This window comes from Streptomyces sp. NPDC021224, from assembly GCF_044332905.1.
GTDB lineage: Bacteria > Actinomycetota > Actinomycetes > Streptomycetales > Streptomycetaceae > Actinacidiphila.
The window spans coordinates 126,900-140,614 of the sequence record NZ_JBIRPW010000015.1 but is presented as its reverse complement, the minus strand read 5'-3'; the positions used below and the strand labels follow the sequence as shown (position 1 = coordinate 140,614).

The following is a 13,715-nucleotide window of genomic DNA, read 5'->3' as shown; positions in this document are numbered from 1 at the left end:
CCCGAGGGCCCGAAGGCACCCGCGACGCCGCAGGGCAGCTGCCCGATGGGCGCCGGACGCCGGTCCTTCGTGAAGACCGCGTTCGGCGCGGGGGGCGGCGCGGCCGCGCTGGCCGGCGGCGGCTTCGCCCTGACCTCGGCGGCGGGCGGCGGCGCCGCGCACGCGTCGGACTCCGCCGAGCCGGGCCGCGCCCCCGCCGTGCCGTTCCACGGCGTGCACCAGGCGGGCGTCACCACTCCCGCACCGGCCGCGGCCACCTTTGTGTCGTTCGACGTCATCGCCGACAGCCGGGCGGAACTCGCGGACCTGCTGCGTACCCTCACCGACCGGGCGCGTTTCCTGACCGCCGGCGGCACCCCGGCCGACCTCGGCGTCGGCGCCCCGCCCTCCGACAACGGCATCCTCGGTCCGACCGTCCCCGCCGACGCCCTCACCGTGACCGCCGGGGTCGGCGCGTCCCTCTTCGACGACCGCTACGGCCTGGCCGCCGCCAGACCGCGCCGGCTCGGCCCCATGCGGACCTTCCCCAACGACAACCTCGCGGCCGCCCAGTGCCACGGCGACCTCTCGCTGCAGATCTGCGGCGGCAGCACCGACACCGTGCTGCACGCGCTGCGCGACATCGCCCGGCACACCCGCGGCGCGATGCAGATCAAGTGGCGCGTGGACGGCTTCCAGAACGCCCCGCGCCCCACCGGCTCGCAGCGCAACCTGCTCGGTTTCAAGGACGGCATCGTCAACCCCGACGTGTCCTCCTCCCGGGAGATGGACCGGCTGGTGTGGGTCACCGACGGCCTCGGCGAGCCCTCGTGGGCCACCGGCGGCAGCTACCAGGTCGTGCGGATCATCCGGATGCTGGTGGAGTTCTGGGACCGCGTCTCCCTCACCGAGCAGGAGAAGATGTTCGGCCGCCGCAAGGACACCGGCGCTCCGCTGGACGGCGCGCTGGAGACCGACGCGCCGAACTACCCCAAGGATCCCGACGGCAACGCCATCCCGCTGGACGCCCACATCCGCATGGCCAACCCGCGCACCGCCAAGACCGACGACTCCCGCATCCTGCGCCGCGGCTTCAACTTCGACCGCGGCGTCGACCAGGTCGGCAACCTCGACATGGGCCTGGTCTTCTGCTGCTACCAGCAGGACGTCGTGCGGCAGTTCGAGGCGACGCAGACCCGGCTGATCGACGAACCGCTGGTCGACTACATATCCCCCGTCGGCGGCGGCTACTTCTACGTCCTGCCCGGCGTCCGCGACGCGCACGACTGGCTGGGACGCGGCCTGCTCGCCGCGGGCTGACCCCGCCGGACGCTCCTACGGCGAGCGTTCGGCGTCGGCGGCGGCCCCGGACGGGGGCGGTACGAAACGGCGCGGGCCGGTGAAGTTGGCGCGGCGGGCGGCCCGGCGGAAGGTGGTCAGGGCGGCGGGACCGGCCAGCAGGATGGCGACGAAGTTGGTGACCGCGCGGCCGGTGTCCCAGCCGAGGGACGCGGTGGCGTCGAAGACCAGGTAGCGGTGCCACTGCTCGGTGAAGGGCAGGCCGGGGAGGTAGGCGATGGAGCTGCTGGGGTCGGTGGAGAAGGGCCAGAAGGAGAGGTTGAGCAGGAAGCCGAAGAGATAGCCGGACACCGAGCCGTAGCAGGCCAGGAGCAGGATCTCGGCCTTCCCGCGGGCGCGCGGCAGGATCCCGGCGAGCATGCCGACGAAGGCGCAGCCGAACATCTGGTACGGCATCCAGGGGCCGACCCCGCCGGTGAGCAGCGCGGACGCGAACAGCGACGTGCAGCCGAGGGTGAAGCCGAAGCCGGGGCCGTACACACGCCCGGCGAGGACCAGCACGAAGAAGACGGTCTCGATCCCGGCGGTCCCGGCGCCGAGCGGGCGCAGGCCTGCGTTGACGGCGGACAGCACGCCCAGCATGGCGAGCGCCTTGGAGTCGATACCGCCGTCCGCGATCTGGGCGAAGACCACCGCCAGGACCAGGAGCAGCAGTACCCCGAAGATCAGCGGCGGCGCGTAGGAGCTGCCGAAGTGGCCCGGCGCGACGACGAACGGCCAGAAGAAGGCCACCAGGCCGATGAACGCGGCCAGCACGACCGTGACGACCGCGGTGGCGTGCATCCGGACGGCCGTGGCGTGGCGGCGGCCCGCCTCCCGTACGGCGGTGGCGGTCATGACGCGGCTCCCGTCGCCGTCAGCGCGTCCGCGACCTGGCCGACGGTCAGGTAGGGCAGCGGCGCGAGGATCTTCGCGGCCTGCGGGGCGAAGGACGGCGAGGCCACGATGACGTCCGCCGTGGGGCCGTCGGCCACGATGTCGCCCTCCGCCATGACGACGACCCGGTCCGCGCCCGCCGCCACGAACTCCACGTCGTGCGTGGAGATCACGACGGCGCGGCCTTCGGCGGCCAGCGCGTCCACGATGCCGATCAGCGCCCGCTTGGCCTGGTAGTCCAGGCCCCGGGTCGGCTCGTCGAGGAGGACGACCGAGGGCGCGGCGGTGAGCTGGATGGCGAGGACCAGGGCGAGTTTCTGGCCCTCGGAGAGATCGCGGGGGTGGATGCCGTCGGGGATGCCGGGCGCGAACCTGTCCAGCAGCGAGCGGGCGGTGGCCGCGCCCGACTCCCGGTCGGCCTGGGCGAGTTCGTCGCCGACGGTCTCCAGGTAGAGCAGGTCGGTCGGGGTCTGCGGGACGAGGCCGACCCGGTGGCGGACGGCGGCGGCGCGCTCCGCCCGGCGGCCGGCGAACAGCCGGCGGCGCGCCGCGGACGTCGGGGCCGTCGGGGCCGTCGGGGCCGCCGTGCCGGGGGCGGCGGGCGTGTCCGCGGACTGCGTCCGGACCGTCCCCGCCTGCCGGGGGCCCGCGCCGTGCAGGGCCCACAGCAGGGAGGACTTGCCGGATCCGTTGCGTCCCATGAGCGCGGTGACCTCCCCCGCGCGCAGGTCGAGATCGGCCTCGCGGACGGCGACGGTGTCCCCGTACCGCACGAGCACGCCGCGGGCGGTGAGCAGCGCCGGGCCCGGCGGGGCGGGGGTGCGGGCCGGGGGCACGGCGGGGGCGTCGGCGAGCCGGCGGCGCAGGGCGGCGGCGTTGCGGCGGGCGTCGCGTACGGACAGCGGCAGCGGGTCCCAGCCGGCCAGCCGCCCGAGGTCCACCACGGGCGGGGCGACGGACGCGGTGCGGAAGGCCTCGGCGGGCAGGGCGTCGGTGACGGTGCCGTCGCCCGTGAGGTGGACGACGCGGTCGGCGTACTGCACGACGCGCTCCAGCCGGTGCTCGGCCAGTACGACGGTGACGCCGAGGTCGTGCACCAGCCGGGTCACCGCGGCCAGCACCTCCTCGGCGGCCGTCGGGTCGAGCGCGGACGTCGGCTCGTCGAGCACCAGCACGCGCGGGTGGGCGGTGAGCACCGAGCCGATCGCGACCCGCTGCTGCTGCCCGCCGGACAGTTCGGCGAGCGCCCGGTGCCGCAGGTCGGCCAGTCCCAGCAGGTCGAGGGTCTCCTCGACGCGCTTGCGCATGACGTCGGCGGGAACGGCCAGCTGCTCCATGGCGTAGGCCAGTTCCTCCTCGACCGTGTCGGTGACGAAACCGGCCAGCGGGTCCTGGCCCACCACCCCGACGACGTCGGCGAGTTCGCGCGGCGGGTGCTGGGCGGTGTCGCGGCCGTCGACGGTGACGCGTCCGGCGAGGGTGCCGCCGGTGAAGTGCGGCACGAGCCCGTTGATCGTGCCCAGCAGGGTGGACTTGCCCGCCCCGGTGCGGCCGACCACCAGGCAGAGTTCGCCCTCCTCGACGGTGAGGTCCACGTCCCGCAGCACGGGCCGGTCGGCGTCGCCGTAGGTGACGCCGACGTTCTCGAAGCGGATCACAGCAGGGCCTCGCTCGTGGTCTGTGCGGTACGTGCCGGCGCCGCCGTGTTCTTCGCCGCGCCCGCGGGCGGCGGCGGGGCGGTGACGGCGGCGGTGCCGGCCAGCAGGATCGCGACGGCCGGCAGCCACGGCAGGGACGGCCAGCGCAGCGGGTACAGGCTCGGGTTGAGGTCGTTGCCGCTGTAGCCGACGGTCAGGAAGAGCAGCGCCGCGGTGACGACCCCGCAGCCCGCGACCGCCCACTCGGGCCCGCGCCACGGGTCGGGCCGGTAGCTGGTGCGGCGCACCCGGCGCCCGCCGACCGCGAGCCCGGCGCAGCACAGCAGGGAGCCCCCGAGCAGCGCGGGCAGGCCCAGCGCCTTCGGCGTCGTCCCGTCGAGCAGCCCGTAGACGCCTGCGCACAGGCCGAGCATGCCGGCGAGCATCAGGGCGGCGGTGGTCCGCCGGGCGGTGCGGGTGGCGGTGCCGGAGCGGCCGTAGCCGCGCGAGTCCATGGCGGCGGCCAGGTACAGGGAGCGTTCGAGGGCGTCCTCGAGCACGGGGACGAGGATGCTGCGCAGCGCCCGCAGGCCGGTGGCACGGTCGGCGCGCAGCCGCCGGGCCTTCGTCACCCGCTGGACGCTCTCGACGAGCTGGGGGGCGACGCTGATGGACACCGTGACGGCGACGCCGAGTTCGTACAGCGCGCCCGGCAGCACCCGCAGCGCCCGCTTGGGATTGGCGAGGGTGTTGGCGGCGCCGATGCAGCACAGCAGGCACGCCAGGCGCAGCCCGTCGATCGCGGCCGAGAGGGCGGCCTCCAGCGAGACGGGGCCGCCGAGCTGGATGCCCGCGTACCAGTCGGGCGTGGGGATGTGCGGGAGCGAGAAGAGGATGTGGTCGGTGGGCGTGATGCCGCTGGCGAAGACGCAGCGGAAGACGACACGGATCGCGATGACGACCAGGGCGAGCCACAGGTAGTACCGGAAGCCGCGGGCCCAGGGCGCGTCGGTGCGGCGCTCGCTGACGACGAGCGCGAGCACGGCGAGGACCAGGCCGAGCAGCAGCGGGTTGGTCGTGCGGCTCGCCGCCGTGGCCAGCCCCAGGCCCCACAGCCACCACGCCCCGGGGTGCAGCGTGCGCGGCAGCCGCCGGCCGCCGCCTCCCGCGCCGCCCCCGGTGGCGGCGGTCATCCGGCGTTCCGCCGCTGCCGCAGCCGGATGCCGATGACGGCGCCGATGAGGGCGACGACGGCGACGGTGATCGCGACCGGGAGGATCGAGCCGGAGGAGTGGTGGGCCGCCGCGGTCGGTTCCGCGTCCTGTGCCTGGGGCTGGTCCGCCACGTCCGCGCCGGTGCCGGTGCCGGTGCCGGTGCCGGTGCCGGTGCCGGTGCCGGCGGGCGGTGTGGTGCCGGGCACGGCGTCACCGGAGGGCGAGGGGGTCATGGACGTCGCCACGGTGGTGCCGCTGACCGTGGGCGACGGGGCGCTGTCCGCGGGGGTGGTGGCCGCGGGCGGGGACGTCGGCTTGGGCTTCGGCTTCGGCTTGGCCGGGGCGGAGGTCTTCGTGCCGCCCGGTGTGGTGTTGTGCGCCCGTACCGTGTCCGGCGAGAAGGCGGGGCGGCCCTCGGTGCCCGCGCTGTCGGTGGCCCCGAAAGTCCACAGCTCGACGCTGCCGGGTCCGGGGTGGTAGCCGGCGGCGCCCAGCCGGCCGTAGGACCAGGTGCTCTGCCCCGGGCCGGCGTACCAGTAGGACCAGTACGCGGTGGTCGGCGGGGTCACCACGCACGCCTCGTCCTTGGGCGTCGGGTACTGCGTGCCGCCCTTGTACCCGGAGTAGCCGATACGGCAGACGAAGGCCGGGCCGTCGTGCTGCGTACCGGTGGTGGCCCAACCGCCCTGGTTGAGCAGGGCGTAGCCGGTCGTGGGTGTGGTGCCGCACGAGCGCAGCAGCGGGCCGCCCCACTTGCGGAAGTCCACCGCGAGGACGACACCCTTGGTGGTCGTGCACGCGCTCATGGGCTGCGCGGTGGCGGACGCGGGGGCCGCGCCCATGGTCAGCCCGCCTCCGACGAGGGCGGCGAGCAGACCGAGGACGGCGAGCAGACGCGGTACGAGGGTGCGGGCCCGCTGTGCCGGGCTCATCGGTGGCTCCCCGGCTGACGCGCCGCCGCGTTCCTGCGCCGCACGCCGGTGAGCACGCCGCCCGCCGCGAGCAGCAGCGCGGCCAGGCCCGCCGCCGCGAGCACGCTCGTACCGGTCGCGGCGAGGGAGCCGCCGCCGGAGCCGTCGGCCTGCGTGCCGCCGTCGGTACCGCCGTCCGTGCCGCCGGAGGCGTGGTCGCCGCCCGACGGGGTGATGTGCGCGAGCGCGTGGGTGAGGGTGGTCAGCGGGGTGCCGGCCAGGGCCGGGACCGCCTGGGTGGTGGAGCGGACGTCGGAGTCCCCGGCGGCGTCGGTGACGCGGAAGCCGCCGTCCTTGTTCTGCGCGACGAGCAGGAACTCCTGCCCGGTGCGGGCCTGTTCGGGCCGGACCTTGTCGGTGGCGAGCAGCGCCTGCACGGCGAGCGCCGTGGAGTTGCTGCTCAGGCCCGCGGCGCCCTGGTAACCGCCGTTCTTCTGCTGCGCCTTGACGAGGTAGGCGCGCGCCTTGGCGAGGGCGTCGGCGTGGTCGGGCAGCAGGGCGAGGGCCTGGGCCGCGTAGCCGGTGGTGTCCACGTCGGAGGTGCACTCGGCGCCGGGTGCGAGGAGCGGCGAGGAGAAGCCGCCGTCCGCGCACTGGAGCTGGAGCAGCCGGTCCGCCGCCGCGGACGGCACGGTGACGCCGCCGCGGGAGAGGGCGATCACACCGAGGGCCTGCGAGACCGTGGAGTAGGCCTGACCGAAGTCGCCGGGCGCGGTGCAGCTGCCGTCCGAGGCCGCCGCGGTGCACAGGTGGGCGGTGAGGGTGGTGAGCAGGTCGAAGCCGCCGAACGCGCGCGGGTCCTGGCCCATGACCTCGGCGAGCAGGGCGAGTTTGGCGGCCGCGCCGCTGTACGGGCCCGGGTAGGCGGACGTGCCTGCCGGGTCGGCGTAGTCGGCGACGTGGCCGGCGAGGTAGCCCGTGACCGCGGTCAGGGCCTTGTCCTGGCCGCCGGTGGAGGCGAGGGCGAGGGCGAGGTCGGCGGTCTGGCCGTAGTCGGGACCGTAGTCGTTGGCGAGGTGGTCGCCGCCCTTGAGCTGCGCCACCAGGTACGCCGACCCGGCCGCCGCGGCCTTCTGGTCCCCGACGTCACGCAGCAGCCGGCCGAGGGACGTCCCCCCGGCGCCGCCCACCGCCTGGGTCGAGGCGCGCAGGTCCGACTCCTCCTGGCCGGTGTCGGCGCCGGCCCGGAAGCCGCCGTCCCTGTTCTGTTGACCCGCCAGGAAGGCGCGGGCCGCGGCGATCTGCCCGGCGTACCGGGTGCCCTGCAGGGCCAGGCCCTGGATCGCGAGCGCGGCGGAGTTGGCGGAGTCCCCGGCGGCACCCGGGAAGCCGCCGTCCGTGAGCTGCTGGGCGGCCAGCCACGACGCGGCCCGGGTCACCGCGTCCGCGGCGTCCGTCCCGGGTGCGAGGTCGAGGGCCATCATGGCCGTCGCCGTGCTGTCGACCTCCTTGTCGCCCTTGGCGGGGAGGATGCCGGGCCAGGAGCCGTCCGCGTTCTGCAAGCTCTCCAGGTAGGCGATCGGTCCGGCCGCGGAGGCGGTGTCACCCGCCCGCAACTGGGCGATGACGCCGAGAGACTGTGCGACGACGGACGTGGCGTAGGCGTAGTTGCCCTTGGCCGCGCAGCCCGCGGACGGGTCGGCGGCCGTGCAGATCGTGCCCTCCAGGGCGGCGATCAGGTCGTGCCCGCCGAAGGAGCGCGGGTCGGAGCCGGTGACCTCGGCGGCGACGGCCTCCTTGGCGAGCGAGCCGCCCTGCGCGGAGGCCGTGCCGACGAGTGTCCAGCCGTCGATGTCGCGCCCGGAGGCGTCCTTGCCGTGCTGGAGGAAGCCGGTGACACCGGCGAGCGTGTCGTCGGCGCCGCCCGCGGCGGACAGCGCGAACAGGCCGTCGATGGTGAGGCCGAAGTCGGCGAAACCGCTGCCGGGGGCGGACTCGTAGTAGTGGCCGCCGACGAGGTTGTCACGGTTGACGAGATAGGCGACGCCCTTGGCCAGGTCGGGCCGGGCCGGGGCCGGGGTCTGCGTCACCGTGGGGGTGGCGCTCGGGGTGCCCGTGGTGCTCGCCGAGGGGGTCGGCCACGTGGTGGTGGGCGTGGCCGTGGTGAGGTGGTGGGTCAGCGTCGCCAGGTCGCTGCCGGTCACGGCGAGGGTGGCGGCGGTGGACGGGTAGAGGTCCGGGTCGGTGCCGGAGGGGTCGCCGGTGAAGCCGCCGGCGTCGGTCTGCCGGGCCGCCAGCCAGCCGCGCGCGGTGGCGGCCTCGTCGGTGCGGCCGAGCAGGCCCAGCGCCTGGGCGGCGGCGGCGGTGGTCGAGGTGTCACCGGCGGGGGCGCCGTCGGCGGCGGGGTAACCGCCGTCCGCGGACTGCGTCGTGACCAGGTACGCCGAGGCGGCGGCGACGGCGTCCGCGGTGCCGGTCAGGCCCTTGAGGGCGAGGACTGCCTCGGCGGTGGTGGCGGGGTCGGAGTCGCAGCGGCCGCCCGGCGCCGGCATCGAGCCGGAGAAACCGCCGTCCGCGCACTGCATGCCGGTGAGCCGGTCCACGGCCGCGGCGGGCGGGGTGACGCCGCCGCGCGACAGCGCGAGCAGCGCGAGGGCCTGGGTGTCGGGAGAGGTGGCGCCGTAGAAGTCGCCGGGGGCGGTGCAGTTGCCGAGGCTTCCCGCGACGGCCGTGCACACGTGGTCGGTGAGGTCGGCGAGCAGGTCGCGGCCCCCGACGTGGGTCGGGTCGCCGCCCAGGACCTCGGTGAGCAGCGCGAGGTCGGCGACGGCGGTCGAGCGCGGCACGGTGTCGCCGGCGTCGGGCAGCAGGTAGGCGTCGGCGTGCGCGGCCAGGTAGGCGTCGATCGCCCGCAGCGCGCCGTCCTGTCCCCCGGTCGCGGCGAGCGCGAGCCCGATCCGGACGGAGGCGGCGTAATCGACGGTGCCCGAGCCGTCGGCGACGTGGTCGCCGTCGGTGAGCCGGCCCACGAGCCAGGCGGCGGCGGCCGGCACGTCGGCGGAGGTCGTGGGCGGCGGACCGCCCGGGGAGGTGGTCGCCGGGCCGCCCGGCGCGCGTACCGAGGCCGGGGTGAAGGAGGGTCCGCCGGTGCCGGTCGCGCCGAAGACCCAGGCCTCGACCTCGCCGTCCGCCGGGTGGTCCTCGGACACCCCGAGCGGGCTGTACACCCAGGTGTCCTGGCCCGCGGGGGCGATCCAGAAGGACCAGTAGGCGTTCGCGGGGGGCGTGACCGCGCACGTCTCGTCGGCGGGCGTGGGGTGGGGGGTGCCGCCGTCGTAGCCGTCGTTGCCGATCCGGCAGATGGAGTCGGGGCCGTCGTGCGCCGTACCGGCCGTGCTGAACCCACCGTTGTGCAGCAGGTTCATGCCCGTGGTGGGGTGTGCGTCGCACCCGCGCAGCACCGGGCCGTCCCAGTGCCCGTAGTCGACCGCGACGATCGCGCCGGTCGTCGGCGTGCAGTCGCCGATCGGGTCGGCCTGCGCGGTGCCCGCGAACGGGACGAGGCCGGCGGCGCCGAACAGCGCCACCGCGGCGGTGGACAGGACGGCGGCACGCGGCAGTCCACTGCCGCGTCGCCGGAGGTTGTGAAGCACGGGTGGCCCCCCAGGTCGGCCCGGCGAGGACGGCGGACCGCGGAAGGCGCGGGCGACGGCACACTCGCGCGCGCCGGCCCGGTCGTCCGTGCCGCAGTCCTCGACGGCGTTCTGACGTTCGTCCAGCGCAGGTGTTCCGGCTCGCCCTCCGGGGGAGGGCCTACGGTTGCGGGTCAGCGCCGGACTCGGACCGGCTTCCCCTGGCTGCTGAATCGGAAATGCGTTTCATGGCATCACGCGAGGTGCTGTGACGTCAACGTCGCGCACCGTTGCCTTCACCACGTGCCCGGCGCCCGGACGCCCTCTTCTGCCGGGCGGCGCCGTCGGCCTGTCCTCCGCGAGTCGCCGCGCAGGGGGAACCCGGTCGGAACCCGGGGCTGACGCGCAACGGTAGGGGTGGGCCGCAGGGTCCGCCCGAGCCCGATCACCCGCCCGGCGACGCTGTACCTGCGGAAGCCCGACCACGCGACCGGGCGGCGACCGCCTCTGCTCCGGGCGGCCGTGACGGGCCCTCGGGCCGGGACGTGCGGCGCCCCCACCCCCAGGAGCACTTCGCATGAGCATGCGCACTCTCGCGCACCGGTCCCGTACCGCCCTCGTCGCCCTCCCGCTCGCCGCGGGCACGATGCTGCTCGCCACCGCGGCCCCGGCCGGTGCCGCTCCCTCAGACGGCGGGGGCGAAGATCTCCGCGAGCAGACCGGCGCCCTCGGCGGGGGCGCGGACCTCCAGATGCGCCCGGGGTCCGTCCAGGTGCAGGCGGAAGTCGAAGAAGGGGCAGCACCGCTGTTCCGCCGCTGCCAGACGGGTGAGCGCGGCGGCCCGTCCGGCGGGGACGGTCAGCCGCAGGCCGCCCGGCAGCGGGGCGCGGGCGGCCCCGGCGAGCAGGCGGCGCCACCGGGTGACGCGCGCGGCCATGCCTCCGCCGGACAGCGAGCACGCGACCGCGGCGGTCCGCCGGTCCCCGGCGTGCTCCCGCGCGCCCGCGGCCCCGGCGCGCGGCGACAGCCGCACGGCGACCGGCGCGGGCGGCTTGCGGCGGGCGGGTGCGGGGAAACCGCACCGCGGGTCGCAGCCGCCGTCCCGGTCCGGCAGCGCGTCCAGGTGCCCGATCGCCGCCCGCAGGGCCGCGTCGAGGTCGCGCAGCCCGGCCGCGGCGCTTTCGGCCGCGGCCAGCCGGGCGGCGATCCGCGGCCGCAGGTCCGCCTTCACCTCCCGGCAGCGGCCGCCCGCCCGCACCGCAAGCAGTTCGGCAATCTCCCCCAGCGGCAGGCCCAGTTGCTTGGCGGCGCCGATGAACGCCAGCCGCTCCAGCGCGTCCTGGCGGTAGAGCCGGTAGCCGGCGCCGGTGCGCTCGGCGGGCAGCAGGCCCTGGCGCTCGTAGAACCGCAGTGTGGTGGCGGGGACGCCGGAGCGCCGCGCCAGCTGGGAGATCCGCATCGCGTCCATGCCGCGACGGTAGGCCTTCCACCCGGCTCGAAGGTCAAGTCCGCGGCCGGGCGGACGCGGTGAGGGCCGGTCAGACCTCGATGTTGGCGCCCATGATCACCGTGCGGTCGCGGGGCAGGCCGAAATGCCCGGCGGCGTCGGCGGTGATGTAGGAGGTGGCGATGAACAGCCGTTTGCGCCACGGGCTCATGGTGGGCGCCTTGCCGCGGTGCAGCTCGATCGTGGAGAGGAAGTAGGAGGCGCCGTCGAGGTCGAGCGGCCCTTCGGTCCTGGCCGGATCGAGCACCGCGAGCGCGCCGGGCACGTCGGGCCGCTCCATGTAGCCGTACCGGGCGGTGACATGGATGATGCCGTCGTCGGTGTAGCCGAGGTCGTCGATGAGCACCCGCTCGTCGGGGGTGACCCGGGGCACGGGCTCGGTCTCGATGCACAGGATCACCACCTGCGCGTGCCGCACGTGGTTGTGCTCGACGTTGGCGCGCATGGCCAGCGGGGTGGTCCGCGGGTCCCGGTTGAGGAAGACCGCGGTGCCGGGGACCTGGCGCACCGGTGAGCGCGGGTCGCGCAGGTCGTCGACGAACTCCCGCAGCGGGCCCTCGCGCCGGGCCCGGTCGGCGGTGACGATCTCGCGGCCGCGCTGCCAGGTGGTCATGACGGTGAACGCGGTGACGCCGATCAGCAGGGGCAGCCACGCGCCGTGGACGAGCTTGGTCAGGTTCGCCGCCACGAACAGCAGGTCGACGGCGAGCAGGAGGCCCGCGCCCGCGGACAGCAGCCACACGGGGGTGTGCCACCTGGCGCGGGCCACGTAGAAGAACAGCAGCGTGGTGATGGTGATCGTGCCGGTCACCGCCATGCCGAAGGCGAAGGCCAGGGCGGTCGCGCTGCGGAAGGCGAGGACGAGGGTGAGGACCGAGGCCATCAGCAGCCAGTTGATCCACGGCACGTAGATCTGGCCGATGGCCGACTCGGAGGTGTGGGCGATCCGCAGCCGCGGCAGGTAGCCGAGCCGGGCGGCCTGCGAGGCGACCGAGTACGCGCCGGTGATGACCGCCTGGGAGGCGATCACGGTGGCCGCCGTGGCGAGGAACACCATCGGCAGCCGCCCCCAGTGCGGCACGAGCAGGAAGAACGGGCTGCTGATGTTGTGCGGGTCGGCGAGGATGAGGGCGCCCTGGCCGAAGTAGCTCAGCACGCACGCCGGGAAGACCAGGAAGACCCAGGCCCGGGTGATCGGGCGGCGGCCGAAGTGGCCCATGTCCGCGTAGAGCGCCTCGGCTCCGGTGACGGCGAGCACGACGGCGGCCAGCGAGAAGAAGGCCGTGCCGAAGTGGCCGAACAGGAAGCCCAGCGCGTAGCCGGGCGACAGCGCGCGCAGGATGCCCGGGTGGTCGGCGATGCCGGAGATCCCGCAGGCCGCGATGACCGTGAACCACACCACCATCACCGGCCCGAACACGCGGCCCACCGCCGCCGTTCCCCGGCGCTGGACCAGGAAGAGCGCCACGATGATCGCCACCGTGATCGGCACGACCGCACTGTGCAGGGACGGCTGGACGACCTTGAGCCCCTCGACGGCCGACAGCACCGAGATCGCCGGGGTGATCATGCTGTCGCCGAAGAACAGGGACGCGCCGAAGATCCCGAGCCCGGTCAGCACGGCGGCCACCCGCCGCCCCGGTAGCGCCCTCCACCGCTGCAACAGGGTGATCAGCGCCATGATGCCGCCCTCGCCGTCGTTGTCGGCGTGCATCGCCAGGAGCACATAGGTGACCGAGACGATGACCGTGACGGACCAGAACACCAGGGACACCACCCCGTAGACGTTCTGGGCCGACACCGGGACGGGATGCGGGTCGGCCGGGTCGAACAGGGTCTGGAGGGTGTAGAGCGGGCTCGTCCCGAGGTCGCCGAAGACCACGCCGAGCGCCCCGACCACCAGCGCCGGCCGGGCCGCCGCGCGCGCGGCGGATTCCGGGCCCCGGACGCCGGGCCCGGGGGGCGGGCCGTCGCCGGGCGTCCCTCCCGCTGGACGATCGGCCATGGTGGTCCTCCTCCGTACGGGCTTCGCGATCCGGGTCACTGCACCAAAGCGGACGATATACCGCGTCCCGGGCGTTCCCCGGGCGCCGCGACACCGCGGCCGGGGGCGGCCGTCAGGGGTGCGTCAAGTCCGGGCCCGCGGCGTCAAGCGCACGTCAGGAGGGGCGACGCCGCCCGCCGGGGCGGGGATAGCGTCGTGGAGTGCCGCGGGTCCTGAACGCCCGCGGCCACCGACACCACGAGGAGTCCGCCATGCAGGCACCCAGCACACCGGAGGCAGCAGAGCCCCTCGAACGGGGCCCGGCCGGGCACGCGCTGTTCGTCCCCGTCCGGCCGGGATCCCTGGGCTGTACCACCCGCTTCTTCCGCGACGCCCTCGGCGGGCGCGTCGCGGTCGCGTTCACCAGCGAGCGGTCCCTGGTCCGGACGCTCGGTCCCGACCAGCGCTGGGCGCGCCTGTCGGCACCGGCCCTGCGCGCGCTGGCCGGTCCGCTCGGCATCACCGAACTGCGCATCGACCCGCGGCTGTCGGCGCCGGCCCCGGGGCCGTCCGTCCCGAAGGCCTCTCATCACCTGCTCGTCGGCTAGGAGGCGAC

Annotated in this window: 9 protein-coding genes and 2 riboswitches; of the genes, 2 read left to right on the top strand and 7 right to left on the bottom strand. The window is 75.5% G+C overall.

Going from position 1 to position 13,715, the window contains the following annotated elements; all coding sequences use genetic code 11:
• Positions 1 to 45 precede the first annotated feature (45 nt).
• On the top strand, positions 46 to 1,299 hold the full coding sequence (efeB, locus tag ACH4PY_RS29245) for an iron uptake transporter deferrochelatase/peroxidase subunit (RefSeq protein WP_398189529.1): 1,254 nt from the start codon (positions 46 to 48) through the stop codon (positions 1,297 to 1,299).
• Between the two features lie 15 nt (positions 1,300 to 1,314).
• Here efeB and ACH4PY_RS29240 read toward each other — a convergent pair whose 3' ends face one another.
• The 7 genes from ACH4PY_RS29240 to ACH4PY_RS29210 all read right to left on the bottom strand — a co-directional run bounded on the left by ACH4PY_RS29240 (position 1,315) and on the right by ACH4PY_RS29210 (position 13,120).
• Entirely contained in the window at positions 1,315 to 2,121 is an 807-nt protein-coding gene (locus ACH4PY_RS29240; protein WP_398189526.1) for an ECF transporter S component, read from the bottom strand.
• A 50-nt stretch (positions 2,122 to 2,171) separates the two neighbouring features.
• Positions 2,172 to 3,872: an ABC transporter ATP-binding protein gene (locus tag ACH4PY_RS29235; protein ID WP_398189389.1), complete on the bottom strand. Its 1,701-nt coding sequence runs from the start codon at positions 3,870 to 3,872 to the stop codon at positions 2,172 to 2,174.
• Positions 3,869 to 5,044 (bottom strand): energy-coupling factor transporter transmembrane component T, encoded by a 1,176-nt coding sequence (locus ACH4PY_RS29230; RefSeq protein WP_398189385.1) that lies wholly within the window; start codon positions 5,042 to 5,044, stop codon positions 3,869 to 3,871. Before ACH4PY_RS29230 ends, ACH4PY_RS29235 begins: the two co-directional genes overlap by 4 nt.
• Positions 5,041 to 5,997, bottom strand: a complete 957-nt coding sequence (locus ACH4PY_RS29225; RefSeq protein WP_398189382.1) for a hypothetical protein — start codon at positions 5,995 to 5,997, stop codon at positions 5,041 to 5,043. The genes ACH4PY_RS29230 and ACH4PY_RS29225 overlap by 4 nt, the downstream gene beginning before the upstream one ends.
• Positions 5,994 to 9,629, bottom strand: a complete 3,636-nt coding sequence (locus ACH4PY_RS29220) for a prenyltransferase/squalene oxidase repeat-containing protein (protein WP_398189379.1) — start codon at positions 9,627 to 9,629, stop codon at positions 5,994 to 5,996. Before ACH4PY_RS29220 ends, ACH4PY_RS29225 begins: the two co-directional genes overlap by 4 nt.
• A 108-nt stretch (positions 9,630 to 9,737) precedes the next feature.
• Positions 9,738 to 9,885, bottom strand: a riboswitch (cobalamin riboswitch).
• 95 nt (positions 9,886 to 9,980) lie between these two features.
• Positions 9,981 to 10,059: riboswitch (cobalamin riboswitch) on the top strand.
• 234 nt (positions 10,060 to 10,293) lie between these two features.
• A complete protein-coding gene (locus ACH4PY_RS29215) occupies positions 10,294 to 11,076 on the bottom strand; it encodes a MerR family transcriptional regulator (RefSeq protein ID WP_398189376.1) in 783 nt (260 codons plus the stop codon).
• A 70-nt stretch (positions 11,077 to 11,146) separates the two neighbouring features.
• On the bottom strand, positions 11,147 to 13,120 hold the full coding sequence (locus ACH4PY_RS29210; protein ID WP_398189373.1) for a potassium transporter Kup: 1,974 nt from the start codon (positions 13,118 to 13,120) through the stop codon (positions 11,147 to 11,149).
• 251 nt (positions 13,121 to 13,371) lie between these two features.
• On the opposite strand from ACH4PY_RS29210, the gene ACH4PY_RS29205 reads away from it, so the two are divergent.
• Positions 13,372 to 13,707 carry an SAV_915 family protein gene (locus ACH4PY_RS29205; RefSeq protein WP_398189370.1) on the top strand — a complete coding sequence of 112 codons (336 nt, stop codon included), beginning with the start codon at positions 13,372 to 13,374 and terminating at the stop codon, positions 13,705 to 13,707.
• Positions 13,708 to 13,715: the final 8 nt, after the last annotated feature.